Genomic DNA, 26298 nt, shown 5'->3' with positions numbered 1-26298 from the left:
ACCACCCGATCCCATTCCGAACTCGGAAGTGAAACGTACATGCGCCGATGGTAGTGTGCATCCAGCATGCGAGAGTAGGTCATCGCCAGGGTTTTTATCCAAAACCCCCCGCCGGTTCCCGGCGGGGGGTTTTTCTTTGGTTCTTTCGTAGGTCGGCCCCACGCGGCCGACGGGGATGACGTCCGGGGGCGCACGGCGTCGGGGGCGTTGCCCCGACCTACGGGTCGGAGGGACGTTCAGGTATTCGCGTCACGCGAATAATGCTTGCGAGAGGACTCGCGGCGGAGCCCTGCGTTGCGGGACAATAGACGGACTTTCCGGGATTCCGCAGCGCGATGACCCAGCAAACCGATTCCGAGGGGCGGCTCAGGCACCTGCTGACGCTCGATGGCCTGCCGCTTCCGCAACTGCGGGCGCTGCTGGACCGGGCGCAGGCGATACGGGACGGTGACGCTTCGGACCGGGCGCTGGCCGGCATCGCGGTCTGCACGCTGTTCTTCGAACCCTCCACGCGCACGCGCCTGAGCTTCCAGCGGGCCGCGCAGCGACTCGGTGCCGACGTGCTCGGGTTCGACGCATCCACGTCGTCGACGACCAAGGGCGAGACTGCGCTCGACACGCTGAAGAACATCGAGGCGATGGGCGTGCGCGGTTTCGTCGTGCGGCATTCGGGCGATGGCGAAGTGGCCGCGCTGGCCGCGGCCGCTGGCCCGGACACGGCGCTGGTCAACGCCGGCGACGGCCGCAACGCGCATCCGACCCAGGGCCTGCTCGACATGCTGACGCTGCGACAGGCGAAGGGAGCGGATTTTTCCCGCTTGAAGGTCGTGATCGTCGGCGACGTGCGGCATTCGCGCGTGGCGCGCAGCGACCTGCATGCGCTGCGGACGCTGGGCGCAGGCGAGATCCGGGTCTGCGGACCGGCAGCGCTGCTGCCCGCCGACGGGACGCTGGGCGGCTGCGTCGTTTCGCACGATCTGGACGCAGCGATCGAGGGTGTCGACGCGGTGATGATGCTGCGCCTGCAGCGCGAGCGGATGGAGGAAGGCCTGATCGATTCGCTCGACGACTATCACCGCGATTACGGCCTCGATGCGCGCCGTTTGCGACGGGCCGCGGGCGATGCCGTGGTCCTGCATCCGGGGCCGATGAATCGCGGCGTGGAGATCGACGACGAGGTCGCCGACGGTCCGCAGTCGCTGATCCTGCAGCAGGTCGCCAACGGCGTCGCGGTGCGCATGGCGGTGCTGGAAACGCTGCTCGCCTGACGCCACCTGCCCGGTCGTCTGCCGATTCGCACGTAGTCCCGACCCGCAGCGCGGCATTGCACTGCTTGCGGATACGATTCGCGCTGGTTGCGTGACGGGTCTTGCGCTGCAGGCCGATCGCGGCGTGCAGGCGCTGCCGGATCTGGCCCGGGGACGCGACACGTGGGCCCCACGCGGCCGCGCAAGCGGGTATCGTGCCGAACTTCGTTGCCCCGGTCTTCCGCATGCAGTCTTCCGATCCCGTTGCCTCCGCGCGTCCCGTGTCTTCGTCCACCGTGCAGGCACTGAAACCGCGCCAACTGGTCATGATGGGGCTGGGCAGCGCGATCGGCGCCGGCCTGTTCCTCGGTTCCGGCGTCGGCGTGCAGGCTGCCGGGCCGGCGGTGCTGCTGTCGTACCTGGTCGCGGGCGCGCTGGTGATCGTCGTGATGCAGGCGCTGGGCGAGATGGCGGCGGCGAAGCCGGTCAGCGGTGCATTCTCCGTCTATGCCGCGGATGCGCTCGGACCGACAGCGGGTGCGACCGTGGGCTGGCTGTGGTGGCTGCAGATCGTGATCGTGATCGCCGCGGAGGCGGTCGGTGCGGCGGGACTGCTGGCGACCATCTGGCCGTCGCTCCCGGTGCCGGGACTGACGCTGGCCTTCATGGTGGTGTTCACCGCAATCAACCTGCTGGGCGTGCGCCACTTCGGCGAGTTCGAGTTCTGGTTCGCGATCCTCAAGGTGCTGGCGATCCTGGCCTTCATCGCGATCGGCGTGCTGCTGCTGTGCGGCCTGCTGCCGCAGGTCGCTTCGCCGGGGTTCGCGAACTTCCACGACAACGGCGGCTTCGCGCCGCGCGGCCTGGCGGGCATCGGTGCGGCGCTGCTGGTCGTGGTGTTCGCGTTCGGTGGCACCGAGATCGTCGCCATCGCCGCGGCGGAAACCGACGACCCGGCGCGCAGCCTCGCGCGGGCGATCCGCACGGTGGCCTGGCGCATCCTGGTGTTCTACATCGGCTCGCTGACGGTCATCGTCGCCGTGGTGCCATGGGACAGCCCGGCGCTGGCATCGCCGTTCGCTGCGGTACTGGAGGTCGCGCGCATTCCCGGCGCGGCGACCGCGATCACGCTGGTCGCGGTGGTCGCGCTGCTGTCGGCGCTCAATGCCAATCTCTATGGCGCGTCGCGGATGATCTGGTCGCTGGCGCGCCGCAATGAGGCGCCGGCGCTGCTGGGACGCAGCAACCGGCGCATGGTGCCGGTGATCGCGGTGCTGGCCAGCGTGTCGTTCGGATTCGTGGCCGCGGGCCTGGAACTGCTGTATCCACAGCGCGTGTTGCCGGTCCTGCTCAATATCGTCGGCGCGACCTGCCTGCTGGTGTGGACGATGGCGCTGGTGTCGCAACTGGTCCTGCGTCTGCGCGCGGACCGCAACGGGACGCAGCTGCCGTTCCGGATGCGCGGCTTCCCGGTGCCGACCCTGGGCGCGTTGACGATCCTGGTTGTGATCTTCGCGATGCTGGTGGCCTCGCCGGATACCCGAGTGCAGTTCCTGTCGATGGCCGCGCTGACCGCGACCATCGCCTTGCTCAGCGCGCTGGGGCGGCGCATGCGCACGCAACGCGGCTGAAGGACGTCGCCGCATGGCGGCGGCGCGCCCGGTTCAGCGACGCTGCGCGAACAGCCACGGCCACAACGCCGGCGTGGCATAGGCCGGATCCCAGCTGTTGTGGTTGGCGTCGGGAAACTCGGTGTAACGGGTATCGGCGCCTTCGCGCTGGAGGGCGGCGTACATCCTGCGCGATTGTTCGGGGGGTACGATGTCGTCGCGCGCGCCGTGGAAGATCCAGCTCGGGATCGCGCGCAGGCGGTGCGCGGCCGCGGCGAAGGGATCCGGCGCATCGCGGGTCGCCTCGACCCGCAGGCTGTCGAGGTCCGGCCGGGTGCCCGGCGGGGTGATGCCGCCGCAGACCGGCACCAGTGCGGCGAAGCGCGTGGGCTCGCGTAGGGCCAGCGACCAGGTGCCGTAGCCGCCGCGCGACATGCCGGTCAGCGTCGTGCGTGCCCGGTCGCCGTCGAACTCGGCAGTGGCGGCGTCGAGCGTGGCAAGCGCCATCGTCGCGGTGTCGCCTTCCCAGGATTCGCCTGCCGGCGATTGCGGAAACACCACCAGCGCCGGGAAGTCGGCCGCGTGCGCGCGGACATGGGGGCCGAGTCCGGCCTGCGTCTGCCGATCGCCGTCGTCGCCGCGCTCGCCCGAGCCGTGCAGGAACAGCACCACCGGCAACGGTCGGGGAATGGCGGCCGCGGGGACGAAGACCTGATAGGCGTAGACGTGCCCGGCGACGTCGATCTGCCGGCGCACGAACCTGCCGGATGCAGCGGCCGCCGTTGCCGCGCCTGTCGGCAGCGACTGGCAGGCGGCCAGGCACGCCGCGCTGCCGGCCAGTGCCAAGCCACGCAACAGTCGCCGCCGGTTCGGGGAGTGGGGTCGATGGGTCATGGGGAGATCTCCTCGCGTGTGCCCACCGTCGTCATGCGGCGAGCCACAGTGCAACGGCCAGCACGTGCAGCACGGCCATCGTCCAGAACACCATACGGTACCCGCGCTTGGCGCTCTTGTGTCGCAGCCGGCGTTGCGCCAGCCAGGCGGCGGGCCAGCCGCCAAGCAGTTCGAGCAGGTGCAGGTGCGCTTCCGGCGTGCGCCAGCGGCCGGCCTGCGCCGCGCGCTTGTCCAGCGCATAGGCGGCGAAGGTCAGCAGGTTCAGCACGAGCAGCGCCGGCAGCACCTCGATCGGCAGGCGCCCGGCGTGGATCGCGCCACCGATCAGGGCGCACCATGCGGCGAGCAGCAGCGACATCGCCATACCGCCAGAACGGGTCGCATTGCCCGATGCGGATGGCGCCGACCGGGCCCGGCCGGCCAGTGCGTGCGCCGTGGATCGCCTGGCGGCGGAGGCTGCACGCACGACAGGCGCCGCCCGCCATCGACCGTCGTCCTGACGCTGCGGCGAGAAGCGCACCAGCTCGCCGGTTTCCGGGCGGCGCCCGTCTTGGCTGTAGTCGCGGATGTGGAAGAACAGTCGCTCCGGCCCAGTACCCGCATCGAGCGGCACGATGAATCCGTAGCCGCGGTCGTCGTGCCACTCGGCGACTTTTCCCAGTTGCGACGAGGTCCGCATCGGCGTGCCCGGCTCAGAGGTTGAGGGTGAATCGAGCGCCATAGCGGTCGCAGTGGGCGGGCGAATGACGCTCCACCGCTCAGCGCAGCATGATGACCGTGGCGAGGCCGAGGAAGCTGAAGAAGCCCATGATGTCGGTCACCGCGGTGACGACGACAGTGCCGGCGACGGCCGGATCGACGTGCATGCGCTTGAGCAGCAGCGGCAGCAGTACCCCGGCCAGCGCCGCCGAGCAGAAATTGATGACCAGCGCCGCCGCGATCACCAGCGACAGCACCCAGTCGTGGAACCACAGCAGCGCGATCGTGCCGACCAGCCCGCCGATCAGCACGCCGTTGATCAGCGCGACCCGCAGCTCCTTCCACAGCAGGATGCGGGCATTGCTGGGGCCGACCTGACCGAGCGCGATGCCGCGCACCATCAGCGTCAGGACCTGCACCGCGGCATTGCCGCCGATGCCGGCGACGATCGGCATCAGCACCGCGAGGGCGACGATCTTCTCGATCGTGCCCTCGAAGCGGCCGATGACGAACGCGGCCATGAACGCGGTCAGCAGGTTGATGCCCAGCCAGACCACGCGGCCGCGGACCGCGCGCCGGATCGGCGAGAACAGGTCCTCCTCCTCGTCGAGGCCGGCGGCGCCCAGCGCCTGGTGCTCGGCCTGGTCGCGGATGATGTCGACGACGTCGTCGATGGTGATGCGGCCGAGCAGGATGTTGCCGTCGTCGACGACCGGCGCGGACACCCAGTCGTGGTCGGAGAACTGGCGCGCGACGCCTTCGGCGGATTCGTTGACGTGGATCGCGGTCAGGGTGTCGTCGATCAGCTGGTTGACCGCGGTGCCGGGGTCGCGCGTAACCAGGTCCTGCAGCGCGACCCAGCCCATCAGCTGGTGGCGGCGGTTGACCACGTACAGGTGGTCGGTGTGCTCGGGCAGCTCGCCGCGCAGGCGCAGGTAACGCAGCACGACGTCGACCGTGGTGTCGGCGCGCACCGTCACCACGTCGGGGTTCATCAGGCGGCCGGCGCTGTCCTCGGGATACGACAGCACCTGCTCCAGGCGCTCGCGGTTCTCGCGGTCCATCGCCCGCAGGACTTCGTCGATGACCGCGTCGGGCAGGTCCTCGACCAGGTCGGCGAGGTCGTCGATGTCGAGATCCTCGACCGCGGCGACGATCTCGTCGGTGTCCATGTCCGCGAGCAGGCTCTCGCGGACCTCGTCGCCGACGTGGACCAGCACCTCGCCGTCGTCCTCGGCGTCCACCAGTCCCCACACGACCATGCGCTTGTCGTGCGGCAGCGATTCGAGCAGGTTGCCGATCTCGGCCGGCGCCAGCGTGTTGACCAGCCGACGCACGGGCCCGAGACGGCCGCTGTCGAGCGCGTCGGAAAGCAGACGCAGCTGGCGCGCGGTCTTGTCGAGGCGGACGGCTTCGGCCATGGGGGAGTGATCGCGGCTAGCGGACGACGTCCGGACGCCTGCGATCGCGAACGCCTGGCCATGGATGGCCGGGCCGGACGTTCTGGAGCCAACGCAGTCGCGCCATGGACGGCAGCCTGTGGTGTGGTTCCGTCGCAACGCGAAGGTGCGACAGGTCAGGTTTGCACGCGCGCATTATCCGCGCTGTCCGTCGATCTGCCCAGCCCGGCGCGCATCGGCCTCATCGTGTGGACGGTCGTGTCAGGCGCGGGACGACGCCGGCGCAAGGGGCGGCCGGGATGTGCGACGACCCGGTTGCGGTTGGGGTCAGCCCGCCGTGCGCGCCGGCTGCGCAGCCTCCAGCCAGCGTGCGATGCCGGCACGGTCGCGCGCGCGCAGCAGGCGCGGCGCACCGGCGCGCAGCGCGCCGATGTCGAGCCCGCGGATCGCGCGACGGACCTCGAGCAGGGTGGTGGGATGCAGGCTCAGCTCCTCCAGGCCCAGCGCCATCAGCAATGGCGTCAGGCGCGCATCGCCGGCGATCTCGCCGCACACCGACACCGGGATGCCGCGTGCCCGGCCCATCCTGACCACGCTGTGCACCAGGCGCAGCAGCGCCGGGTGCAACGGCGTATGCAGGTCGCCGAGCGCATCGTTGTTGCGGTCGGCGGCCAGCAGGTATTGGACCAGGTCGTTGGTGCCGATCGACATGAAGTCGATCTCGCGGATAAAGGTGGACAGCGCGATGGCGGCGGACGGGACTTCGATCATCGCGCCCAGCGGCACGTGCTCGGCGACCTCGTGGCCGTCCGCGCGCAGCGCCGCGTGCACGCGTGCGAGCAGCCGCCTGACCGTGACGATCTCCTCGCGGCCACTGATCATCGGCACCAGCACGCGCACCGGGCCGTAGCCCGACGCGCGCACGATCGCGCGCAGCTGGGTCTCCATCAGCCCGGCATGGGCCATCGACAGCCGCACCCCGCGCAGGCCGAGCGCCGGATTGGGTTCGTGGCGCAGCGCCAGGCCGGTGCTGTCGGCCTTGTCCGCGCCGATGTCGAGCGTGCGGATGGTGACGCCGCGCCCGGTCATGCCCAGCACGGCATCGCGGTAGGCGCGGAACTGCGCTTCCTCGTCGGGCACGTCGTCGCGCTGCAGGAACAGGAACTCGCTGCGGTACAGGCCGATGCCCGCCGCGCCCAGCGCGTGCGACTCGGCGACGTCCTCGCGCGTCTCCGCGTTCGCATACAGCCTGATGTCGATGCCGTCGAGCGACTTGCTGGGTTCGCGGCGCAGGCGGTTGAGCTGGCGCCGCTCGCGTTTCTCCTCGCGCAGCCGCGCACGGTAGGCACGCAGGTCGGCGGCGTCGGGTTCGACGACGATCGCGCCGGTGGCCCCGTCGATGATCAGCACATCGCCGTCGTTGACCTGCTGGATCAGCTGCGGCGCGTTGACGATCAGCGGCAGGTGCAGGCTGCGCGCGAGGATCGCCGAATGCGACAGCGTGCTGCCGCTGGCGGTGACGATGCCGAGCACGCCCTGCGCCTGCAGCCTGCCGATCTCCGACGGCGCGACCGCGTCGGTGACCAGTATTTCGCCGGCGACCCCCTGCAGTTCCGCTTCGTGCGCGTGCAGCGCGGCATGGATCCGGCCGATCACATGGTCGATGTCCTCGATGCGGCTGCGGAAGTACGCATCGTCCATCTTCTGGAACACCGCGGCGATGCGGTCGCGCTGCAGCCGCAGCGCATAGTCCGCGCCGTAGAGCCCCTTGCCGACCAGTTCGTCGAGCCCGTGCAGCAGTTCCGGGTCCTCCAGGAGCAGGGTGTGCAGGTCGAGGAACTCGCCGACCTCGTGCGCCAGCGCGCCATGCAACTGGGTGCGCATGCCGCGGATCTCGACGCGGACCTGGTCGATCGCGGCATGCAGCCGCTGCAGTTCGGCGGCGGCCCGGTCGGCGGTGATGCGTTCCTCTGCGACCTCGAGGGCATGCGGCTCCCGGACCCGCGCACGGCCGAGCGCGTTGCCTCGCGCCGCGCCGCTTCCCTGCAGGGCCTGACGCATCAGCTCTCCTCGTCGAACCTGCGTTCGAACAGGGCGGCGACCGCGTCGGCGGCAGCGGCTTCGTCCTCGCCCTCGACCCGCAGCACGACGTGGGTGCCGTGTCCGGCGGCCAGCAGCATGACCCCCATGATGCTCTTGGCATTGACCTCGCGGCCCTTGGCGATCAGCGTCGCGTTGCAGCGGTACGCCGACAGCACCTGCACCAGCTTCGCGGTGGCGCGCGCGTGCAGGCCGAGCTTGTTGGCAACGAGCAGTTCACGTTCAATCATCTAGCCAATCCTTGGGGGCAGCGTAGGGGGAGCATGGTCGGCAGGACCTGCCGGTCGTGGTTTCCGCTCAGGCGTCGTCGAGCAGCACGCCGTTGCGGGCGCCGGCCGCGGCGGTGGCCGGCAGGTCCGCGAGGGTGAGTTCAGGATAATTCATTACCCGCAGCAGCATCGGCAGGCTCAAGGCCGACACGCGTCGGGCCGGCGTGCCGAGCCGGGCCAGTTCCGCGGCCACGTTGCTGGGGCTGGCGCCATAAAGGTCGGTCAGGATCAGCACGCCGTCGCCGGAGTCGACCCGCCGCATCTTCGCACTGGCCTGTGGCAGCACGGTGTCGGGATCGGCATCGAACGGCACCTCGAACACCTCGGTGCGCAGCGGCAACTGCGTCAGCAGGCGCGTAGCGGCGTCGCGCATCGCCGATCCGATTCCTTCGTGGGTGAGCAGCAGGATGCCAACGGCCATGCATGGACGTTAGCAGAGCAGGGGGGATTGCCGGAAGCTTGACAGCGCGCGCAACGGCGTCCGCACCCGGGACGCGGCGTTGCGCCGCGCGGATCATCGGGGTGGCCGGCCGGCCACTCTGCTCAACCCAGCTCCCGGTGGTAGGTGGCGACGTCGCGCCAGCCGTTCTCGCGCGCATGCCGTGCCATCACCTCGGCCAGGTACACCGAGCGGTGGCGGCCGCCGCTGCAGCCGAAAGCGACGGTGACGTAGCTGCGCGTGCCGCTGCGCAGGCGCGGCAGCCAGTTGTCGAGGAACTGGCCGACCTGGGCGACGTACTGGCCCACGTCCTCCTGGGCCTCGAAGTAGGTGCGCACATCGGCATCGCGACCCGACAGCGGCCGCAGCCGCGGGTCCCAGTGCGGATTGGGCAGGGCGCGGGCATCGAAGACGAAGTCGGCATCGGCCGGGACGCCGCCACGGTAGGCGAAGGATTCGAACAGCAGCGAGACCGATTCGTCCAGGCCCAGTTCCAGCTCGGTGAGCATGCGCCGGCGCAACTGGTGGACATTGAGGTCGCTGGTGTCGACGACCATGTCGGCCAGGGCCCGCAGCGGGCGCAGCAGCTGCCGCTCCAGCGCGATCGCGTCGGCGAGCGACAGGCCGAAGCGGCTCAGCGGATGGCGGCGGCGGGTGTCGGCGAAGCGGCGCAGCAGTACCTCGTCGCCGCTCTCGAAGAACACCAGCCGCGGATCGAGACCGAGGCTGCCGACCTGCGCCAGCCATTCCGGCACATCGGACAGGTCGTTATGGCGGTTGCGGACGTCGATGCCGACCGCCAGCCGGCGCGGTGGATCGTCGGCGCGGGTGACGCTGCGGACGAACTCGGGCAGCAGTTCGGCTGGCAGGTTGTCGACGCAGTAGAAATCGAGGTCCTCGAAGGTGCGCAGGGCGACCGACTTGCCGCTGCCCGACAGGCCGCTGACGACGTACAGCGACGGCGGCGGCACGGACGGTGGCGGCACCGCATCGCTCATGGCAGGCCCTGCTCGAGGAACTGCGAATGCCGGGCGAGGAACGCCACCGCCGGGTCCAGACCCTTGGCGCGCAGGATGTGGGTGCGTGCGGCGGCCTCGGCGAGCACCGCGAGGTTGCGGCCGGGCATGACCGGCAGCGTGATCAGCGGCACGTCGAGGTCGAGGACCCGGCGCACGCCGAGATCGCCGGTCAGGCGGATCATGCCGTCGCCGTCGGCCGGCATTTCGGCGTTGGGCCGGCTCAGGTGGATGATCAGGCGCAGGTACTTGTTCCGCTTGACCGCGGTGTCGCCGAACATCTCGCGGATGTTCAGCACGCCCAGCCCGCGCAGTTCCAGCAGGTCCTGCAGCAGTTCCGGGCAGGTGCCGTCGAGCACGTCGGGGGCGATCTGGGTGAATTCCGGGGCGTCGTCGGCGACCAGCCGGTGCCCGCGCGTGACCAGTTCCAGCGCCAGCTCGCTCTTGCCCGAGCCCGACTCGCCGGTGATCAGCACGCCGATCGAGTAGACCTCCATGAACACGCCGTGCAGGGTGATCCGCGGCGCGAGCACGCGCGCCAGGTGGTACTGCAGCAGGTTCAGCAGTTCGTGGCCGCGGTTGGGCGAACTCCACAACGGGGTGCGCGACTCCTCGGCCGCCTCGCGCAGGTCCTCGGGGCAGGGCTGGTCCTTGCTGATGACCAGTGCCAGCGGCCCGTACTGCATGACCCGCTCGATGGTTTCCCAGCGCAGCCGCGAGTCGAGGCTGTCGAGCCAGTTGAGCTCCTCGGTACCGAGGATCTGGACCTTGTTCGGGTAGATGATGTTGAGGTAGCCGGCCAGCGACGGGCGCCGGGCGAGGGTTTCCACCGCCTCGAGCGTGCGCTGGCTGCCCTGCTGGCCGGCGAGCCAGCGCAGCGCCAGCCGCTCGTGCAACTGGTTGAACAGCGTCTGCGCATCGATGGTCGCGTTCACTGGACGGCCCCGGCGTGGCGGCCGTGCTCGAGCATCAACGCGCGCAGCCGCGGCAGGTCGGGCGCCTCGCGCAGCGCCTCGCGGAACTCCGCGTCGGAGAACTGTTCGACGAGGCCGGCGAGGTACTGCAGGTGCTGTTCGACCAGGTGGTCGGGCGTGCACATCGCGCAGACCAGATCGACCGGGACGCCATCGACGGCGCCGAAATCGATCGGATGCGAGAGCCGAAGGAACGCGGCCCGGGGTTCACGGAAGGCCGCACTGCGGGCATGCGGGATGGCGATGCCGCGGCCGATGCCGGTGCTGCCCAGCTGCTCGCGTTCGCGCAGCGCCCGGGCCAGCGATGGCGTGGTGGTCGGGGAGTTGCCGGCAAGCAGCCGGGCGGCGGCGTCGAGCACCACATCCCGCGAACCGGGCGCAACGAGCATGACGATACGGTCGGCCGAAAGCAGATCGGAAAATGGCATGCCGCGTTGGCCCGGGGACTTTCGTGGGAGCAGCAGCCTAGCCGAAAGCGCCTTCGCGTGCAGGGCTTTCCCCGCGCCGGTAGTCGTCGACGATCTTCTTGCGGTGCTTGACGATCAGCCGGTCGAGCTTGTCGGCGAGCAGGTCGATCGCCGCGTACATGTCGGCGGCGATGGCGTTGGCGTGCAGGGTCTTGCCGGCCATGGAGAAGGTCGCTTCGGCCTTGTGGTTGGGCTTTTCGACGCTGAGCTGGGTGCGCAGCCCCAGCGGTTTGTCGGAGTGGCGGCCGAGACGCTTGAGCTTGGTTTCCACGTAATCGCGCAGTGCGGGCGTCACCTCGATCTGGTGGCCATGGGTTTCGACGTGCATCGGCAACCTCCTTCTACGATTTGGGAAGGATCGCCGGCGGAATCTCCGGCGGTCCCGGACAGAGTAGCGCAGCCGGGGCAAGGTGCAACCGGCACCCCGCCGGCACTGTCTGGGACCGCGCCGGGCGGCAGGAGTTCAGGCGATGCGCACCCGTTCGTGCGAGGACGGAATGTGAATGGCCTCGCGGTACTTGGCCACGGTGCGGCGCGCCACGGGCACGCCGGAGGCCTTGAGCAGGTCCGCGAGGCGGGCATCGGACAGCGGCTTGCGCGGGTCCTCGGCGTCGACGAGGCTGCGGATCATCTGCTGGATCGCGGTGCTCGAGGCCTCGCCGCCGCCCTCGGTGCCGATGCCCGAGTCGAAGAAGGCCTTCAGCGGCAGGGTACCGCGCGGGGTGTGGACGTACTTGCGCGCGACCGCGCGCGAGACCGTGGATTCGTGCATGCCGATCTCCTCGGCCACTTCCCGCAGCGTCAACGGGCGCAGGGCACGGGCGCCGAACTCGAGAAAGCCCGACTGCTGGCGGGCCAGGCAGCGGACGACCTTGAGCAGGGTCTCGCCGCGCGCCTCGAGGTTCTTCAGCAGCCAGCGGGCCTCCTGCAGGCGCCCGCGCAGGTAGCCGGCGTCGCTGGCGCCGACGTGCTGGATCATCTGTTCGTAGCCGCGGTGGATCGTCAGCTTCGGAAACGGGTTGTTGGCCAGGGCGACGCGCCAAACGCCGTTGTGCCGGCTGATCACGCAGTCGGGAGTGACGTAGTTGTCGTGCGGCACGTCGCCGATCTGGGCGCCGGGCTTGGGATCGAGCCCGCGCAGCAGCTGCAGGGCGGTATCCGCTTCCTGGCAGGTGCTGCCGAGCGCTTCGGCCAGGCCCGCGGCGCCCAGGCGAGGGAGGCGTTCGATATGGTCCTGCGCGGCGCGCAGCGCCAGCGCCTTGCCGGGTGTGCCGTCGGGCAGCAGCCGCAGTTGCAGCTGCAGGCATTCGCCCAGGTCGCGGGCGCCGATGCCGGGCGGGTCGAAGCACTGGATGCGGCACAGTACCGCGGCGACCTCGTCGGTGCTGCAGCGCAGGTCGGGCAGCAGCGCCGCGGCGATGTCCTCGAGCGATTCGCGCAGGTAGCCGTCGTCGTCGATCGCGTCGACCAGCGTCGCGCCGATGCTGCGGTCGCGCGGCGACATCCGGCTCAGGTGCAGTTGCCAGGCCAGGTGGTCCTGCAGGTTCTCGGACTGGACGATGCGGTCGGCCGGATCGCCATCGCCCTCGTGGTCCCCACCGCCACCGCCGCCGGCATTGCGGTCGTACCAGCTGTCGTCGGCGGGATCCCAGTCGCGTGCATCCAGGGTCTCCGCCGCCGCGTCCTGCCCCGGCGGGTCGCGCCCCTCGTCGCCGCGGACCTCGGTGCCGCCGGGCTCGGTCGCCAGCGTGGTGGTGATCGGCGCGGGCTCTTCCCAGTCCAGCAGCGGGTTGCTTTCGACCGCCGTGGCGATTTCCGCCTCGAGTTCGACCGACGAGAGCTGCAACAGGTGCAGGGCCTGACGCAATTGCGGCGTCAGGACGAGATGCTGGCCCAGCGATGTCTGCAGACGTGGCTTCATGGTCCCCGGAGATTCCTGCCCGAGTGAAAGCGCCAGTTACAGACGGAAGGATTCCCCCAGATACACCCGGCGCACGTCGGGATTTGCCAGCAGCGCGTCCGGAGCCCCCTGCGCGAGCACGCCGCCGTCGCTGAGGATATACGCGCGGTCGCAAATACCCAAGGTTTCACGCACGTTGTGGTCGGTGATCAGCACGCCGATGCCGCGTTCCTTGAGGTGGGTGACGATGCGCTGGATCTCGCCGACGGAGATCGGGTCGACGCCGGCGAACGGCTCGTCGAGCAGCATCATCCGCGGGTTGGCGGCCAGGGCGCGGGCGATCTCGACCCGGCGCCGCTCGCCGCCCGACAGGCTGGCGCCGGTCTGGTCGGCGACGTGGGTGATCTGCAGTTCGTCGAGCAGATTGGCCAGCTCGGTCTGGCGCGCGGGCTTGTCGAGGTCCTCGCGCAGCTCCAGCACCAGCATGATGTTGTCGGCGACGCTGAGCTTGCGGAACACCGACGGCTCCTGCGGCAGGTAGCCGACGCCGCGCTTGGCCCGGGTGTACATCGGCTCGGCGGTGATGTCGTGGCCGTCGAGCACGATGCGGCCGGCATCGGCCGGCACCAGGCCGACGATCATGTAGAAGCACGTGGTCTTGCCGGCGCCGTTGGGGCCCAGCAGGCCGACGACCTCGCCCGAGTCGAGCGTCAGGCCGAAGTCCTTGACGACCTCGCGCTGCTTGTAGCGCTTGCGCAGACCCTCGGCGACCAGCATCAGTTGCCGCCCTGGGTGGCGTTGTCCTGCGCCGGCTGGCGGTTGCGCGGCTCGAACTGCATGCGCACGCGGCCCTGGCCTTCGCCACCGCCCTGCACCTGTCCGGTCGACATGTTGTAGACGATGCGCTGGCCTTCGATTCGACCCTTGCCCGGCTGGTTGACGACCGCGTTGCCGGTCAGCACCACGGTGTCGGTGGGCAGGTTGTAGTCGGCCTGCGCGGCGGTCGCATCGACCCAGCCGCCGTCGTCCATCTGCTGCTTCAGCCGGACCGGCGAGCCGGTCAGGATGGTGCGCTGGATCTCGCCGTTGCTGCGGCGCACGTCGACGCGCGCGGCGTGGATCTCCAGCGTGCCCTGCCGGATCTCGACGTTGCCGGTGAAGATGCACGGCGCCCGCTCATTGGTGGAGCAATCGCTGGCGTCCGCATCGACACCCAGCGTCTGGTTGCGGTCCGACGTTTTCGCCGCCACGCCCATCGGCAGGGCGAATGCGGCGAGCAGCAGCAGGCTAGCGGGAAGTCGGGTCATTGCGGAATTTCACCTGGGAGAGGAGCTCGATCCGTCCGGTATCGAGGTCGGCGCGCATGCCGATGCCCTGCATTGTAGAACCCTGCTGGGCGACGTTCACCAGCACGTCGGACGTGGCCTGGCTGCGGTTGGGGAACACGTTCAGCTGCTCGGTTTCCATCCGCGACGGACGTCCGGCCTCCGGCGGGCTGTCGGCGGTGACATTGCCGCGCAGCCGCACTTCCTCGTTGTCGTCGGACACCCAGCCGGTCGCCGAGCGGATTTCCCAGCGCTGGCCTGCCTTGTCGGGGACGTGGAACAGGGGTTCGGTCAGCTCGAGGGTGCGTGCGCCGGGGGTCTGCTGCAGCTCGGGCGCCTGCAGCGCGAATGCCTCCTTGCCCTCGCTGTTGAGCGCGACCAGGTCGAAATCGCGCAACAGGTAGTCGGTGCGCGTCTCGACGGGCGCGGCGGTACCGGTGGTGTCGCTCTGGCGCCAGGCCGACCAGCCGGATACCAGCGCACCGGCGAGCAGCAGCAGGGTCAGGACGCCGCGCCAGCTCACGACACCCGTCCGTCGGCGTGGATGCGGTCGAGCCGGCCCTGCGCCTGCAGGATCAGGTCGCAGAATTCGCGCGCCGCGCCGCGCCCACCGGCCGCGCGCGCGCGCCAGTGGATCGCCGCGTCGACGCAGCCCTGCGCGTCGGCCGGCGCGGCGGCGAGGCCGACCGCGCGCAGCGCGACCAGGTCGGGCATGTCGTCACCCATGAAGGCGACCTCGTCCAGCGCGATCTCCTGGGTCGCGCACAGCGCGCGCACCCGCTCGAGCTTGTCGCCGACATCCACGTGCGCCTGCACGCCCAGTTCCGCGGCGCGGCGCTCGACGATGCCGCCCTTGCGCGCGGTGATCAGCGCGACCGCGATGCCGGACTTGCGCAGCAGCACCAGGCCCTGGCCGTCGTGGACATGGAAGGCCTTGGTCTCGCGTCCCTCGCTGTCGAAGTACAGGCGGCCGTCGGTCAGGGTGCCGTCGACATCGAAGCACGCCAGGCGCACGCGCGCGGCGCGGGCGAGGACGTCGTCGGGAATGGAGGCAGCGGTGGACATCGGGCGGGTCTGGGCTCGTCTGCGGGGTGAAGGATGGGACAGGGCGGCGGGGCTGCTGGATCGGCGAAGCGGCCGGAAGCGTCCGCGCGCCCGGCATGACCGGTTACACCACGCGTGCGCGCAACAGGTCCTGAATATTGAGCGCGCCGACGACATGGCGCGCGTCGTCGAGCACCGGCAGCATGGTGATCTTGCGCGTTTCCATCAGCCGCGCCGCCTCGACCGCCAGCGCGTCGGCGTGGATCGCGAACGGCTCGCGCGTCATCACGTCGGCGATCCGCGCGCTGCGCACGTCGATCGCCGGATCGGTCAGCGTGCGGCGCAGGTCGCCGTCGGTGTACAGGCCCAGCAGCCGGCGCTCGCCGTCCACGACCACGGTCATGCCCAGCCGCTTGCGGCTCATCTCCATCAGTGCATCGGCCAGCGAGGCGTCGGCGCCGACCGCCGGAATCTCGTCGCCGCCGTGCATGACGTCGCGGATGTGCAGCAGCAGGCGTCGGCCGAGCGCGCCGGCCGGATGCGAACGCGCGAAGTCGTCGGCGGTGAAGCCGCGCGCGTCGAGCAGCGCGACCGCCAGCGCATCGCCCATTGCCAGCGAGGCGGTGGTGCTGGAGGTCGGCGCCAGCGCCAGCGGGCAGGCTTCGGCCGGGACGCTGACGTCCAGATGCACGTCGGCGGCCGCCGCCAGCGTCGAGCCGGGCCGACCGGTCATCGCGATGACCGGATTGCCCTGACGCTTGAGCACCGGCAGCAGCATCAGGATCTCGTCCGATTCGCCCGAGTACGACAGTGCCAGCACCACGTCGGCGTCGGTGATCATGCCCAGATCGCCATGGCCGGCCTCGCCGGGATGGACGAAGAACGCCGGGGTACCGGTCGATGCCAGCGTCGCGGCGATCTTGCGCGCGACGTGGCCGGACTTGCCCATCCCGGTGCAGACCACGCGGCCGCGGCATTCGAGCATCCGCGCGCAGGCCGCGCTGAAGGCGCCATCCAGTCGCGCGGCCACCGCCCGCAGGCCCTCGACCTCCACGTCGAACACGCGGCGGCCACTGGCGGCGAACGCCATCGGGGCGGGGTGGGAAGCGCTGTCGACCATATCCGGGAGCGGCCTTTTCCGTTAGGCTAAGCGATTCATTTTATGCGCTTCCCGGCGTGAATGCCCGGTACCCGGCGACGGCGACGATGACGGCTCATCCGCGCTTCAGCAGCGCGCCGACGACAGCACCGGCCCGGCAGCGCGAAGCGCCGACAAAGGACCGAATTCTTGGATACCCAGACCATCCACATGCTGATCCAGCAGGGCCTGCCCGATGCCGTCATCCAGGTGCAGGGCGACGACGGCGTGCATTTTGAGGCGTTGATCGTCTCGCCCGCGTTCGCCGGCAAGTTGCCGCTGGCCCGGCACCGCATGGTCTACGCCACGCTCGGCGAGCGCATGGGCGGCGAGATCCACGCGCTGGCGCTGCGCACGCTCACCCCCGAAGAGCATGCCCGGCAGCAGGCCACGCAACAGCAGGCGCGCTGATGGACAAGATCGTGGTCGCCGGCGGTCCGGCCCTGCACGGCGAGGTGCGGATTTCCGGTGCGAAGAATGCGGTACTGCCGATCCTGTGCGCCACGTTGCTGGCGGACGGTCCGGTCGAGGTCGCCAATGTCCCGCACCTGCACGACGTGCTGACGACGACCAAGCTGCTGGCAGGTCTCGGTGCCGGCGTCGGGCACGACGTCGACGGCAGCCGCGTGACCGTCGATCCGCGCACCGTGTCCAGTCAGGTCGCGCCGTACGAGCTGGTGCGCACGATGCGCGCATCGGTGCTGGTGCTGGGTCCGTTGCTGGCGAAGTTCGGTGCGGCCGAAGTCTCGCTGCCGGGCGGTTGCGCGATCGGCTCGCGGCCGGTGGACCTGCACATCAAGGCACTGGAGGCGCTGGGCGCGGAGATCACCGTCGAACACGGTTTCATCCGGGCCCGGGCCGGGCGCCTGCGCGGCGGCCATGTGGTGTTCGACATCGTCAGTGTCGGCGCGACCGAGAACGTGCTGATGGCCGCGACCCTGGCCGACGGCGTGACGGTCATCGACAACGCCGCGCGCGAGCCGGAGATCGTCGATCTCGCCGAATGCCTGGTCGCGATGGGTGCGGACATCCGCGGCGCGGGGACCTCGCGCATCGAGGTGCACGGGGTCGAGCGTCTTGGCGGGGCGACCCACGCGGTCGTCGCCGACCGCATCGAGGCAGGCACCTTCCTGGTCGCGGCGGCGATGACCGGCGGCCGGGTCACCGCGACCCATGCCCGTCCCGACACCATGGGCGCGGTGCTCGACAAGCTGCGCGACGCCGGCGCGGACGTCGCCATCGACGGCGACCGCATCACCGTCGACATGCAGGCGCGGCGGCCGCGCGCGGTCGACATCACCACGCTGCCGCACCCGGGCTTCCCGACCGACATGCAGGCGCAGTTCATGGCGCTGAACTGCATCTCCGACGGTGTGGGCACGATCGACGAGACGATCTTCGAGAACCGCTTCATGCACGTCAACGAGCTGATGCGGCTGGGTGCGGAGATCCAGATCGAGGGACCACGCGCGACCGTGTCCGGCGTCGCCCGGCTCAGCGGCGCGCCGGTGATGGCGACCGACCTGCGGGCGTCGGCATCGCTGATCCTCGCCGGCCTGGTCGCCGACGGCGAGACCACGATCGACCGCATCTACCATCTCGATCGCGGCTACGAGCACATCGAGCGCAAGCTGTCGGCGCTGGGTGCGCGCATCCAGCGGGTGAAGTGAGGGCCTGGCGATGCGCAGGAAGCTTTCCAGTCGCCGGCTCGCCCTGTTCGCCACGGTCGCGCTGCTGCTGTGCGGCGTCGCGTGGATGCACCACGCGGGCGTGGCCGGCGTCAGCGGCATGCCGTTCGAGGACATGGACTGGAACGAGGACGGCGAGGTCACGCGTGGCGAGGTTCTGCAGGCCTTCCACGCGGTCGTCGTGACCCGGTCGGCGAGCGGGTCGCGCGAATGCACCGAGTACCGCTGGCGGCGCGATGCCAGCGTGATCCGGGTCGACTGCAGGACGGTCCTCGCGCCCGACCAGGACTGACGGCCGGCGGCGGATCTTGCGTAGGTCGGCCCCACGCGGCCGACGTGCGCGGTGTCCGGATTCGCGAGCTGCCATCGAGCCCGGCTGTCCGGTCCGGCCGGAAGCCCGGCGTCGGGGGCGTTGCCCCGACCTGCGCTCGAGGAATCCCGGGGGAGAACCGAAAAAAGCCCCCGCAATGCGGGGGGCTGGCATGTGCGCGGCCGGGCAGCCCCGGTCAGCGGAACGACTGCAGCCGCAGGTCGATGTGGTCCTTGCCGTCGCGGCGCTGCAGCAGGCGTGCCGGGACCGGCAGGTCGTCGACGATCCACGCGATGATCTGGCGGCGGCCGTCGGTGCGGACCACCTTGGTCGCCTGCTTCGTCTCGCCACCCACGGTGACCTGTTCGGTGCCCTCGCGCTCGAACACCTGGCGCTTGCTGCGGCCGTCCTCGACCAGGCGGTAGCGCAGCGGCGACTTGCCGGCCTGGACATCGCGCACCAGCACGAGGTTCATCAGCATGCCGTCGAGGTCGCCCGGCTGCAGCGCCACCGGACCGCCCTGGCCGTCGCGCACGTCGCCGGTCCAGCGTGCCTCGCCGGTGTCCCAGTTGTAGACGCCATCGACGCTGCGTCGACGCACCAGCATCGCGGCAATGCCGGACTCGCCGCGCTGGGAGTCGACGCTCGACAGCGGCCGCCACTGGTCGCCGCGCGTCTCGAAGATCGTGTTCTGCTCCAGCCGGGCACCGGCGCCCGCAAGGTTCAGCGAGTACTTCCAGCGGTTGTCGCCCTCAGGCGCCAGCTGCATCGTCGCGTCGGCGCGCATGCCCATGTAGTTGGCCTGGTACTGCGCGGTGAACGGCTCGACCGCCAGTGCCGGCGCGGCGGTGAAGGCGAGCAGCGCCGCCGCGGCGAGCCCGAACAGGCCACGAGGTGCCGAAGTGGGGGAGATCGTCATTGCGGTTGTGCTCCTTGGTATTGGACCAGACGCAGGTCGACGGCGTCCTCGCCATTGTCGCGCTGCAGGATCCGGATGGGCGTGGGCACCCCGTCGGCCACCCAGATGATGGTGTCGTCGTTGCCGCCATTGGTGCGCTCGACCCGCAGCGCGGAATAACTGAGTTCGCCGACGGTGATGGTTTCGGTTTCGTCGGAGACGCGATAGGCGTGGTCGCGGACGCGACCGCCGTCGACGAAGCGGTAGTGCAGTTCGCGCCCCGGCTGGGCGTCGCGCATGACCGCCAGGTTGATCAGCAGCGCACTCATGTCGCCCGGCTGCAGCGCGACCGGCTGCTTGCGGCGGTCGCTGAGGTTGCCGGTCCACTGCGCGCTGTTGCGGTGCCAGTCGTAGACGCCGGCGACCTTGCGGTTGAAGAACACCGCGGCCTTGCGCGTGGTGCTCTGGTGCAACGGCCGGAACACGCTTTCGTCGGCATTGGTGTCGAAGACGGTGCTCTGCTCGATGTTGAGCCCGACGATGCCGGCAAAGCCGCGGCTGCCGCGGATGCCGAGATCGATCTCCCACTCGTGCGCGCCCTGCCGCGCCAGCCGCATCGTCGCCTCGCCCGCGTGCTTGCCTTCGTACCAGGCGTCGTAGGACGCGACGAACGGCGCCAGATGTTCGGCGCGCCCGACCGCCGGCCATGCGGTGAGCAGGCCGGTCAGCAGCGGGATCGCGAGGAACAGGGAGATGCGCATCGGCACATCATGCAAAGCGGTTGTTGGCTCCGAGCTGAAGCGGCAGCGCGCCGGCCTGTCCGTCGATGTGAAGGCCTTCTTCATCCAGCCGCACGCGGCCGGCGGCCAGCGCGCGCAGGGTTTCCAGCAGCAGCGGGTGTTCGCGGGCCAGCACCCGTGCGGCCAGCGTATCGGCGGTGTCGCCGGGCAGCACCGGTACCTTCGCCTGGGCGATCACGGGGCCGCCGTCGAGGTCGGCGGTGACGAAGTGCACGCTGGCGCCGTGTTCGGCGACGCCGGCATCGAGCGCCTGCTGGTGGGTGTGCAGGCCCTTGAATGCGGGCAGCAGCGACGGATGGATGTTGATCATGCGCCCGGGCCGGGCATCGACCTCGGGCGCGCCGATCAGGCGCATGTAGCCGGCGCAGACGATGAGGTCCGGGACGCAGGCGTCGACCGCGGCGAACAGCGCGGCATCGTGGGCGGCGCGGTCGGCATGGTCGCGCGGACGCACCGCATGCGCGGGAATGCCGGCATCGCGTGCGCGCTGCAGGGCGAAGGCGTCGCGGCGGTCGGAATAGACACCGGCCAGCGTTGCGTCGAGCGTACCCGCGGCGATCGCGTCGATGATCGCCTGCAGGTTGCTGCCGCGGCCGGAGGCGAGCACCGCGATGCGCAGGGTCATGCCGGGCGGGCCCCGAACGATGCCTTGACCGATGGCCGCAGCAGCACGACGAGGGTGAACACGCCCAGCACCGTGCCCAACGGCATCAGGGCGCAGGACACGCCGGCGACGACGGTGCAGAACAGATGGTGCCGGCGCGTGGCCAGGCAGCGGCCGGCGTACAGCAGCAGGCCGGCCAGGACCAGGCCGCAGCCGATGAACAGCGCCGCGACGCCGACGAACAGGGCGCCGACGAAACGCGACTCGGCATCGTCCGGCGCGAGATGGCCGCCGAGCAGGGCGATGCCGATCACCAGGTGGATCACCGGAAACAGCGCGAGCAGCGCGGTCAGGCCGCCCAGGATGTAGTGGAAGATCGACAGCAGCCGCAGCTGGTCGGCATCGGCCGATGCCGACATGTCAGCCGATGCGGACACGGTCGCCCCGGCCGGCCGCGTCGACCACGCTGCCGATCCGCCAGTGGGCGAGCCCGAGGCGGTCGAGCTCGGCGGCGATGCGGCCGGTGCTGCCCGCCGGCACCACCAGCACGAAGCCGATGCCGCAGTTGAACGTGCGCCACATCTCGGTGTCCGCGACCGCGCCTTCGCGCTGCAGCCAGTCGAACACCGCCGGCCGCGTCCAGCTGCCGGCATCGATGTCCACGCCGAGGCCCTCGGGGACGACCCGGATGATGTTCTCGGTCAGGCCGCCGCCGGTGACGTGGGCCATTGCCGCGATCTGCGAGCCATGCGCGCCGCGCAGCAGTTCCAGCACCGGCTTGACGTACAGCGTGGTCGGCGCCATCAGCGTATCGACCAGCGAGGTGCCGCCGAGGTCGAGGTCGCCGGGCCGTCCGGCGCGGTCGAAGATCCGCCGGATCAACGAATAGCCGTTGGAGTGCGGGCCCGACGAGGCGATGCCGATCAGCACGTCGCCGGCGCGCACCTGGCTGCCGTCGAGCAACTGCGACTTCTCGACCGCGCCGACGGTGAAGCCGGCCAGGTCGTATTCGCCCGGCGGATACATGTCGGGCATCTCCGCAGTCTCGCCGCCGATCAGCGCGCAGCCGGCCAGCTCGCAGCCGTGCGCGATGCCGCCGATGACCGCGGCGGTGGTGTCGATGTCGAGCTTGCCGGTGGCGAAGTAGTCGAGGAAGAACAGCGGTTCGGCGCCCTGCACCAGCACGTCGTTGACGCACATCGCGACCAGGTCGATGCCGATGGTGTCGTGGCGGCCCAGCTGCTGGGCGAGTTTCAGCTTGGTGCCGACGCCGTCGGTGCCCGACACCAGCACCGGCTCGCGGTACTTGTTGGACAGGTCGAACAGCGCGCCGAACCCGCCGAGTCCGCCCATGACCTCGGGCCGGAAGCTGCGCCGGACCAGCGGCTTGATGCGCTCGACGAGTTCGTTGCCCGCGTCGATATCGACGCCGGCATCGCGGTAGGTCAGGGGAGTGGGGGCGGTCACGGCGGGCCGTTGCAGGCGGGAAGGGCCGCGATTTTAGCAGTCGCGGCGGCGGCCGTCGCGCAGGCCGACGCGTGGCCGGTGCTGCGTCGACGAACCGGGAACGCGGTTTATGGCACCATTTCGCGCTGATCCCGCCCCACCAGGACTCACTGGATGCACTGCCCGACGCGTTTGATGGGAATGATGGCCTGGCTGCTGGCCGGACTGCTGCTGGCCGGCACCGCCGCCGCGCAGCGCGTCGAGGGCGACACCGCCAGCGGCGCCGGGCTGTATGCCGCCGAGATCACGGTGCGCAGCCAGGGCGAAAGCGAGCGCGAGGCGGCGTTCCCGCGGGCGCTGGCGCAGGTGTTCGGCAAGCTGACGGGCGACCGCGGCATTGCCAGCCGCCCGGGCGTGTCGCAGGAGCTGCGGCGCGCCGCGCAGTACGTCGAGGGGTACGACTACCGCCAGGACCAGGGGGTCTCGTCGCGCGGGTCGCCGACCTACACCACGACGCTGGTCGTGCGTTTCAGGCCCGGGGACATCGATGCGGTGGCCGCCGCGCTGGGGTTGCCGATCTGGCCGGACCCGCGCCCCAAGCCGGTGATGTGGCTGGCGATCGACGACGGCAACGGGCCGCGCCTGGTCGGCCTGCAGCACAGCAACGTCGCCCGGCCGGTGCTGCAGCGGGCGATCGAGCGCGGCTACCGGCTCGGTCTGCCGACGGGCAATGCCGCCGAGCAGGCCGCCGTCGGCGCGATCTGGCGCGGCGACACGGCGGCGATCGCGCGCATCTCCGCGCGCTACAGCCCGCCGATGCAGCTGATCGGCAAGCTCTACCGCGAAGGCGGCGGCTGGAAGGTCGACTGGATCTTCGTCGATGGCGGGCGCGTGCTGTCGCGCTGGAGCGAGACTGGCGACGACGCCCGCCGTACCCTGGCCGGCGGCGCGGACGGTGCCGCCGACGCGCTGACCCGCCGCTATGCCAAGGCGCCGGAAGGCGGGGCGCCGTCGACCCAGGCGATCCTGTTCACCGGCATCAACGGCAGCCAGGACTACATCCGCCTGTCGGCGCAGCTGCAGCGCATGTCGGTGGTGCGGGCGATCCGTCCGCTGCGGGCGACGCCGCTGGGGCTCGAGATCGAGCTGGACCTGTTGACCGGTCTGCCGGGCTTCCGGCGGATGGCCGATGGCGCGGTGCTGGTCGAGGCCGACGGCAATCTCGAGGGCGTCACGCCCGTCTTCCATCTGCGCTGACCCGCGCTGCCCCCGGACCGGATTCCGCCATGACGCTCCACACCGACGAGACCGCCAGCGCGGACATCGCGCGCTTCCTCAAGCGCCTGCAGTGGGGGCTGGTGGCCGTCGCGCTGGGCTGGGTGGTGTGGCGGCTGGGCCCGGTGCTGACGCCGTTCGTGCTGGCGCTGCTGCTGGGCTGGCTGGGCGATCCGCTGGTCGACCGGCTGGAGCGGCGCGGCCGCTCGCGGACCGTCGCGGTGACGCTGGTGTTTCTGCTGATGAGCCTGGTCGTGGCGCTGGCGTTGATCCTGCTGGTGCCGATGATCGAGCGCCAGATCGTCACCCTGATCGACAGCCTGCCGGCCTACCGCGACTGGATCATCGGCACCGCGCTGCCGTGGATCGAGCAGCGTACCGGCTACGAGCTGGTCGCATGGCTCGATTCCGAACGCCTGATCCAGTGGGTCCGCGAGCACTGGCAGCAGGCCGGCGGCGTCGCCGCCGCGATGCTCAGCTACGTTTCGCGTTCGGGTTTCGCGCTGGTCGCGGTGGTCATCAACCTGGTGCTGGTGCCGATCCTGACCTTCTACTTCATGCGCGACTGGGACAAGCTGGTCGAGCGCTGCGCGGCGCTGATCCCGCGCGACCACATCGGGACGGTGTCGCGGCTGGCGTACGAATCGAGCGAGTCGCTGGGCGGGTTCCTGCGCGGCCAGTTCCTGGTGATGCTGGGGCAGGGCACGATCTACGCGGTCGGCATGTCGCTGGTCGGGCTGCGGCTGGGCCTGCTGATCGGCATGATCGCGGGCCTGATCAGCTTCATCCCGTACCTGGGCGCGACCGTCGGCATCCTGATGGCGTTGATTGCGGCGATCGTGCAGGCGCAGGGCTTCGACTGGCAGTTGCTGATCCTGGTCAGCCTGGTGTTCACCATCGGCCAGCTGGCGGAGAGCTACGTGCTGACGCCGCGCCTGGTCGGCGACCGCATCGGCCTGCATCCGGTCGCGGTGATCTTCGCGGTGCTGGCGGGCGGCCAGCTGTTCGGCTTCCTCGGTATGCTGCTGGCGCTGCCGGTGGCCGCCGTCGCCAACGTGCTGCTGCGCTACGCCCAGGAGCGCTACACCCAGAGCAAGCTGTACGCCGGCGAGAAGCCCGAGATCGCGATGACCGGCGGCAGCGGCAACCGCATCATCGTGCCGCCGTCGACCGACAGGGCGCCGGATGCCGGCGACGCCTGAGCCATCCCCGGGTTTCCCCGAGCCGCTCCCCGCATGACCACCGTGTCCCCGCAACTGCCGCTGGCGCTGCGCTACCCGCCCGACCAGCGCCTCGACACGCTGGTCGTGGCCGACGGTGTGGCGGCGCAGCTCGCTGCGTTCGCCGCCGCCGACACGCGGCAATCACTGTTCGTCGCCGGCGCGCCGGGCACCGGCAAGACCCACCTGGCGATCGCGGTGTGCGCCGAGGCCGAACGGCTGGGCCGGCGCGCCGCCTTCGTGCCGGTGCGAAGCGCCGCCGGGCGCCTGGACGAAGCCGTCGCCGCGTTGCACGACTGCGACCTGGTGGCGGTCGACGGCCTCGATGACATCGCCGGCGACCGCGCCGACGAGATCGCCCTGTTCGACCTGCACAACCGCCTGCACGATGCCGGGCACCGCGCGCTGTACACGGCGACGGTCGCGCCCGACGCGCTGGCGTTGACGCTGCCGGACCTGCGCTCGCGGCTGGCGCAGTCGGTGCGCCTGCAACTGGCGCCGCTCGACGACGCCGGACGCCACGAGATGCTGCGCCTGCGCGCGGCGCGGCGCGGCCTGCAGATGGATGCCGCCGCGATCGACTGGCTGCTGCGCCGCGTCGACCGCGACCTGCCCGCCTTGACCGCGCTGCTGGACCGCCTCGACCGCGCATCGCTGGCGTCGCAGCGGCGGGTGACCGTGCCGTTCGTGCGGCAGATGCTGGCCGGGGACGCGCCTTAGCGAGCCGCGCCTGCTTCGGACAGCGTACTGTCCAACGTCGCCAGGCGCTCCGGCGTGCCGACATCGGTCCACGCGCCCGCATGGCGTTCGCCGCTGACCCGGCCGTTCGCCATCGCAGCGCGCAGCAGCGGCGCGAGCTTGAAGCGCGGCGGGTCGGCGCCGGCGCCCGGGGCGTCGCCGATGACGCGGCGCCAGTCGGCCAGCAGCGACGGGCGGTAGACGCCGATGCCGGCGAACGTCAGCCGGCTGTCGCCATCGCCGTCGACGCGGCTGCCGGTCAGCGCGAAGTCGCCGGCCGGGTTGTGCGGCGGATTGTCGACCAGCACCAGGTGCGCCTCGCCCGTGGGCGCGGACGGCAGCCGCACGAAATCGAAGTCGGTCCAGATGTCACCGTTGACTGCGATGAACGGTGCATCGCCCAGCAGCGGTAGCGCATGCAGCATGCCGCCGCCGGTTTCCAGCGGCGGCGCGCCTTCGTGCGCGTAGCGGATCCGCAGGCCCCAGCGCGAACCGTCGCCGAGCGCGGGCGCGAAACGGTCCGCCAGCCACGAGGTGTTGACCACGACCTCGCGCACGCCCGCCCCGGCGAGGCGCTCGAGGTGCCAGACGATCAGCGGCTTGCCGCCGGCGACCAGCAGCGGTTTCGGCGTCGTGTCGGTCAGCGGGCGCATGCGCTCGCCGAGTCCCGCGGCGAAGACCAGGGCCTTCATCGCGTGGCCCCGCGCGCGGCCGCGTCGCACCCGGCCGGCAACGCAGGTGTCGTCGCGCACGGCGCCGGCATTGCATGGGCGGACGGGATCGGTCGCATGCGCGCG

Annotated in this window: 30 protein-coding genes and 1 rRNA gene; 9 read left to right on the top strand and 22 right to left on the bottom strand. The window is 70.7% G+C overall.

The annotated features are described in order from the left end of the window. From rrf to LDO26_RS13825, 3 genes are all read left to right on the top strand, one after another. Positions 1–91 (top strand): 5S ribosomal RNA (gene rrf / locus LDO26_RS13835); the annotation flags it as partial. Positions 92–335: 244 nt separating this feature from the next. Further along, positions 336–1268 (top strand): aspartate carbamoyltransferase catalytic subunit, encoded by a 933-nt coding sequence (locus tag LDO26_RS13830; RefSeq protein ID WP_232131680.1) that lies wholly within the window; start codon positions 336–338, stop codon positions 1266–1268. Between the two features lie 224 nt (positions 1269–1492). Beyond that, positions 1493–2878 carry an amino acid permease gene (locus tag LDO26_RS13825; protein ID WP_232131679.1) on the top strand — a complete coding sequence of 462 codons (1386 nt, stop codon included), beginning with the start codon at positions 1493–1495 and terminating at the stop codon, positions 2876–2878. 33 nt (positions 2879–2911) lie between these two features. Here LDO26_RS13825 and LDO26_RS13820 read toward each other — a convergent pair whose 3' ends face one another. The 16 genes from LDO26_RS13820 to LDO26_RS13745 form a co-directional block, all read right to left on the bottom strand. Next, positions 2912–3751 (bottom strand): carboxylesterase family protein, encoded by an 840-nt coding sequence (locus tag LDO26_RS13820; RefSeq protein ID WP_232131678.1) that lies wholly within the window; start codon positions 3749–3751, stop codon positions 2912–2914. 31 nt (positions 3752–3782) lie between these two features. Then, complete coding sequence (locus LDO26_RS13815; protein WP_232131677.1) at positions 3783–4430, bottom strand: DUF1294 domain-containing protein; 648 nt, start codon at positions 4428–4430, stop codon at positions 3783–3785. Positions 4431–4509: 79 nt separating this feature from the next. After that, positions 4510–5871, bottom strand: coding sequence for a magnesium transporter (gene mgtE / locus LDO26_RS13810; RefSeq protein ID WP_232131676.1), 1362 nt, complete (start codon positions 5869–5871; stop codon positions 4510–4512). Positions 5872–6177: 306 nt separating this feature from the next. After that, on the bottom strand, positions 6178–7911 hold the full coding sequence (gene ptsP / locus LDO26_RS13805) for a phosphoenolpyruvate--protein phosphotransferase (protein WP_232131675.1): 1734 nt from the start codon (positions 7909–7911) through the stop codon (positions 6178–6180). Beyond that, positions 7911–8180 carry an HPr family phosphocarrier protein gene (locus tag LDO26_RS13800; RefSeq protein WP_232131674.1) on the bottom strand — a complete coding sequence of 90 codons (270 nt, stop codon included), beginning with the start codon at positions 8178–8180 and terminating at the stop codon, positions 7911–7913. The genes ptsP and LDO26_RS13800 overlap by 1 nt, the downstream gene beginning before the upstream one ends. A 67-nt stretch (positions 8181–8247) precedes the next feature. Then, a complete protein-coding gene (locus LDO26_RS13795) occupies positions 8248–8640 on the bottom strand; it encodes a PTS sugar transporter subunit IIA (protein WP_232131673.1) in 393 nt (130 codons plus the stop codon). A 122-nt stretch (positions 8641–8762) separates the two neighbouring features. Then, positions 8763–9656, bottom strand: coding sequence for an RNase adapter RapZ (gene rapZ, locus LDO26_RS13790; protein WP_232131672.1), 894 nt, complete (start codon positions 9654–9656; stop codon positions 8763–8765). After that, positions 9653–10609, bottom strand: a complete 957-nt coding sequence (hprK, locus tag LDO26_RS13785; RefSeq protein WP_232131671.1) for an HPr(Ser) kinase/phosphatase — start codon at positions 10607–10609, stop codon at positions 9653–9655. The genes rapZ and hprK overlap by 4 nt, the downstream gene beginning before the upstream one ends. Continuing rightward, complete coding sequence (locus LDO26_RS13780) at positions 10606–11076, bottom strand: PTS sugar transporter subunit IIA (RefSeq protein ID WP_232131670.1); 471 nt, start codon at positions 11074–11076, stop codon at positions 10606–10608. Before LDO26_RS13780 ends, hprK begins: the two co-directional genes overlap by 4 nt. A gap of 37 nt (positions 11077–11113) precedes the next feature. Beyond that, on the bottom strand, positions 11114–11443 hold the full coding sequence (hpf, locus tag LDO26_RS13775; RefSeq protein WP_232131669.1) for a ribosome hibernation-promoting factor, HPF/YfiA family: 330 nt from the start codon (positions 11441–11443) through the stop codon (positions 11114–11116). Between the two features lie 135 nt (positions 11444–11578). Then, positions 11579–13036, bottom strand: coding sequence for an RNA polymerase factor sigma-54 (locus tag LDO26_RS13770; RefSeq protein WP_232131668.1), 1458 nt, complete (start codon positions 13034–13036; stop codon positions 11579–11581). Between the two features lie 36 nt (positions 13037–13072). Beyond that, complete coding sequence (gene lptB / locus LDO26_RS13765) at positions 13073–13792, bottom strand: LPS export ABC transporter ATP-binding protein (protein WP_232131667.1); 720 nt, start codon at positions 13790–13792, stop codon at positions 13073–13075. After that, positions 13792–14322, bottom strand: coding sequence for a lipopolysaccharide transport periplasmic protein LptA (lptA, locus tag LDO26_RS13760; RefSeq protein ID WP_232131666.1), 531 nt, complete (start codon positions 14320–14322; stop codon positions 13792–13794). The genes lptB and lptA overlap by 1 nt, the downstream gene beginning before the upstream one ends. Next, positions 14303–14863 carry an LPS export ABC transporter periplasmic protein LptC gene (lptC, locus tag LDO26_RS13755; protein WP_232131665.1) on the bottom strand — a complete coding sequence of 187 codons (561 nt, stop codon included), beginning with the start codon at positions 14861–14863 and terminating at the stop codon, positions 14303–14305. The genes lptA and lptC overlap by 20 nt, the downstream gene beginning before the upstream one ends. Then, complete coding sequence (locus tag LDO26_RS13750) at positions 14860–15405, bottom strand: KdsC family phosphatase (protein ID WP_232131664.1); 546 nt, start codon at positions 15403–15405, stop codon at positions 14860–14862. Before LDO26_RS13750 ends, lptC begins: the two co-directional genes overlap by 4 nt. A gap of 103 nt (positions 15406–15508) precedes the next feature. After that, entirely contained in the window at positions 15509–16504 is a 996-nt protein-coding gene (locus LDO26_RS13745) for a KpsF/GutQ family sugar-phosphate isomerase (RefSeq protein WP_305068828.1), read from the bottom strand. A 168-nt stretch (positions 16505–16672) separates the two neighbouring features. Here LDO26_RS13745 and LDO26_RS13740 point away from each other — a divergent pair, with 168 nt between their 5' ends. Genes LDO26_RS13740 through LDO26_RS13730 form a run of 3 tightly spaced genes read left to right on the top strand, consistent with a single transcriptional unit; the run spans position 16673 to position 18502 of the window. Further along, complete coding sequence (locus LDO26_RS13740) at positions 16673–16933, top strand: BolA family protein (RefSeq protein WP_232131662.1); 261 nt, start codon at positions 16673–16675, stop codon at positions 16931–16933. Then, positions 16933–18192 (top strand): UDP-N-acetylglucosamine 1-carboxyvinyltransferase, encoded by a 1260-nt coding sequence (murA, locus tag LDO26_RS13735; RefSeq protein WP_232131661.1) that lies wholly within the window; start codon positions 16933–16935, stop codon positions 18190–18192. The genes LDO26_RS13740 and murA overlap by 1 nt, the downstream gene beginning before the upstream one ends. Positions 18193–18202: 10 nt before the next feature. Then, complete coding sequence (locus LDO26_RS13730) at positions 18203–18502, top strand: hypothetical protein (protein WP_232131660.1); 300 nt, start codon at positions 18203–18205, stop codon at positions 18500–18502. Positions 18503–18716: 214 nt separating this feature from the next. Here the strand turns inward: LDO26_RS13730 and LDO26_RS13725 are convergent, their stop codons facing one another. Genes LDO26_RS13725 through purM form a run of 5 tightly spaced genes read right to left on the bottom strand, consistent with a single transcriptional unit; the run spans position 18717 to position 22289 of the window. Further along, on the bottom strand, positions 18717–19439 hold the full coding sequence (locus LDO26_RS13725) for a DUF3108 domain-containing protein (protein WP_232131659.1): 723 nt from the start codon (positions 19437–19439) through the stop codon (positions 18717–18719). Next, positions 19436–20263, bottom strand: coding sequence for a DUF3108 domain-containing protein (locus LDO26_RS13720; RefSeq protein WP_435594092.1), 828 nt, complete (start codon positions 20261–20263; stop codon positions 19436–19438). The genes LDO26_RS13725 and LDO26_RS13720 overlap by 4 nt, the downstream gene beginning before the upstream one ends. Continuing rightward, a complete protein-coding gene (gene purN, locus LDO26_RS13715; RefSeq protein ID WP_232131657.1) occupies positions 20187–20843 on the bottom strand; it encodes a phosphoribosylglycinamide formyltransferase in 657 nt (218 codons plus the stop codon). Before purN ends, LDO26_RS13720 begins: the two co-directional genes overlap by 77 nt. Then, positions 20840–21241 (bottom strand): hypothetical protein, encoded by a 402-nt coding sequence (locus tag LDO26_RS13710; RefSeq protein ID WP_232131656.1) that lies wholly within the window; start codon positions 21239–21241, stop codon positions 20840–20842. The genes purN and LDO26_RS13710 overlap by 4 nt, the downstream gene beginning before the upstream one ends. A gap of 1 nt (position 21242) precedes the next feature. Next, positions 21243–22289, bottom strand: coding sequence for a phosphoribosylformylglycinamidine cyclo-ligase (gene purM, locus LDO26_RS13705; protein ID WP_435594091.1), 1047 nt, complete (start codon positions 22287–22289; stop codon positions 21243–21245). 174 nt (positions 22290–22463) lie between these two features. Here purM and LDO26_RS13700 point away from each other — a divergent pair, with 174 nt between their 5' ends. From LDO26_RS13700 to hda, 3 genes are read left to right on the top strand one after another with little or no spacing between them, the layout of a single operon-like run. Next, positions 22464–23525 (top strand): DUF2066 domain-containing protein, encoded by a 1062-nt coding sequence (locus LDO26_RS13700; RefSeq protein WP_232131655.1) that lies wholly within the window; start codon positions 22464–22466, stop codon positions 23523–23525. 29 nt (positions 23526–23554) lie between these two features. Further along, positions 23555–24745, top strand: coding sequence for an AI-2E family transporter (locus LDO26_RS13695; RefSeq protein ID WP_435594090.1), 1191 nt, complete (start codon positions 23555–23557; stop codon positions 24743–24745). A 33-nt stretch (positions 24746–24778) separates the two neighbouring features. After that, complete coding sequence (gene hda / locus LDO26_RS13690; RefSeq protein ID WP_232131654.1) at positions 24779–25483, top strand: DnaA regulatory inactivator Hda; 705 nt, start codon at positions 24779–24781, stop codon at positions 25481–25483. Here the strand turns inward: hda and murU are convergent. Further along, positions 25480–26193, bottom strand: coding sequence for an N-acetylmuramate alpha-1-phosphate uridylyltransferase MurU (gene murU, locus LDO26_RS13685; RefSeq protein ID WP_232131653.1), 714 nt, complete (start codon positions 26191–26193; stop codon positions 25480–25482). The genes hda and murU overlap by 4 nt on opposite strands. Positions 26194–26298: the final 105 nt, after the last annotated feature.

The organism is Proluteimonas luteida, assembly GCF_021191695.1.
GTDB classification, from domain to species: Bacteria; Pseudomonadota; Gammaproteobacteria; order Xanthomonadales; family Xanthomonadaceae; genus Luteimonas; species Luteimonas luteida.
The sequence above is the reverse complement of the archived record's forward strand: the minus strand, read 5'-3'. Positions and strand labels throughout refer to the sequence as shown.

Coding starts and splice junctions, on each gene's coding strand:
- LDO26_RS13700 (WP_232131655.1), top strand. CDS start 22,464: ATGGGAATGATGGCCTGGCTGCTGGCCGGACTGCTGCTGGCCGGCACC.
- LDO26_RS13720 (WP_435594092.1), bottom strand. CDS start 20,263: ATGAAGAAGGCCTTCACATCGACGGACAGGCCGGCGCGCTGCCGCTTC.
- ptsP (WP_232131675.1), bottom strand. CDS start 7,911: ATGCGTCAGGCCCTGCAGGGAAGCGGCGCGGCGCGAGGCAACGCGCTC.
- LDO26_RS13800 (WP_232131674.1), bottom strand. CDS start 8,180: ATGATTGAACGTGAACTGCTCGTTGCCAACAAGCTCGGCCTGCACGCG.
- LDO26_RS13815 (WP_232131677.1), bottom strand. CDS start 4,430: ATGCGGACCTCGTCGCAACTGGGAAAAGTCGCCGAGTGGCACGACGAC.
- LDO26_RS13695 (WP_435594090.1), top strand. CDS start 23,555: ATGACGCTCCACACCGACGAGACCGCCAGCGCGGACATCGCGCGCTTC.
- lptA (WP_232131666.1), bottom strand. CDS start 14,322: ATGACCCGACTTCCCGCTAGCCTGCTGCTGCTCGCCGCATTCGCCCTG.
- LDO26_RS13825 (WP_232131679.1), top strand. CDS start 1,493: ATGCAGTCTTCCGATCCCGTTGCCTCCGCGCGTCCCGTGTCTTCGTCC.
- lptB (WP_232131667.1), bottom strand. CDS start 13,792: ATGCTGGTCGCCGAGGGTCTGCGCAAGCGCTACAAGCAGCGCGAGGTC.
- LDO26_RS13730 (WP_232131660.1), top strand. CDS start 18,203: ATGCGCAGGAAGCTTTCCAGTCGCCGGCTCGCCCTGTTCGCCACGGTC.
- LDO26_RS13770 (WP_232131668.1), bottom strand. CDS start 13,036: ATGAAGCCACGTCTGCAGACATCGCTGGGCCAGCATCTCGTCCTGACG.
- murU (WP_232131653.1), bottom strand. CDS start 26,193: ATGAAGGCCCTGGTCTTCGCCGCGGGACTCGGCGAGCGCATGCGCCCG.
- murA (WP_232131661.1), top strand. CDS start 16,933: ATGGACAAGATCGTGGTCGCCGGCGGTCCGGCCCTGCACGGCGAGGTG.
- LDO26_RS13725 (WP_232131659.1), bottom strand. CDS start 19,439: ATGACGATCTCCCCCACTTCGGCACCTCGTGGCCTGTTCGGGCTCGCC.
- mgtE (WP_232131676.1), bottom strand. CDS start 5,871: ATGGCCGAAGCCGTCCGCCTCGACAAGACCGCGCGCCAGCTGCGTCTG.
- hda (WP_232131654.1), top strand. CDS start 24,779: ATGACCACCGTGTCCCCGCAACTGCCGCTGGCGCTGCGCTACCCGCCC.
- LDO26_RS13830 (WP_232131680.1), top strand. CDS start 336: ATGACCCAGCAAACCGATTCCGAGGGGCGGCTCAGGCACCTGCTGACG.
- LDO26_RS13820 (WP_232131678.1), bottom strand. CDS start 3,751: ATGACCCATCGACCCCACTCCCCGAACCGGCGGCGACTGTTGCGTGGC.
- LDO26_RS13795 (WP_232131673.1), bottom strand. CDS start 8,640: ATGGCCGTTGGCATCCTGCTGCTCACCCACGAAGGAATCGGATCGGCG.
- LDO26_RS13745 (WP_305068828.1), bottom strand. CDS start 16,504: ATGGTCGACAGCGCTTCCCACCCCGCCCCGATGGCGTTCGCCGCCAGT.
- LDO26_RS13750 (WP_232131664.1), bottom strand. CDS start 15,405: ATGTCCACCGCTGCCTCCATTCCCGACGACGTCCTCGCCCGCGCCGCG.
- rapZ (WP_232131672.1), bottom strand. CDS start 9,656: ATGAGCGATGCGGTGCCGCCACCGTCCGTGCCGCCGCCGTCGCTGTAC.
- hpf (WP_232131669.1), bottom strand. CDS start 11,443: ATGCACGTCGAAACCCATGGCCACCAGATCGAGGTGACGCCCGCACTG.
- purN (WP_232131657.1), bottom strand. CDS start 20,843: ATGACCCTGCGCATCGCGGTGCTCGCCTCCGGCCGCGGCAGCAACCTG.
- LDO26_RS13710 (WP_232131656.1), bottom strand. CDS start 21,241: ATGTCGGCATCGGCCGATGCCGACCAGCTGCGGCTGCTGTCGATCTTC.
- LDO26_RS13780 (WP_232131670.1), bottom strand. CDS start 11,076: ATGCCATTTTCCGATCTGCTTTCGGCCGACCGTATCGTCATGCTCGTT.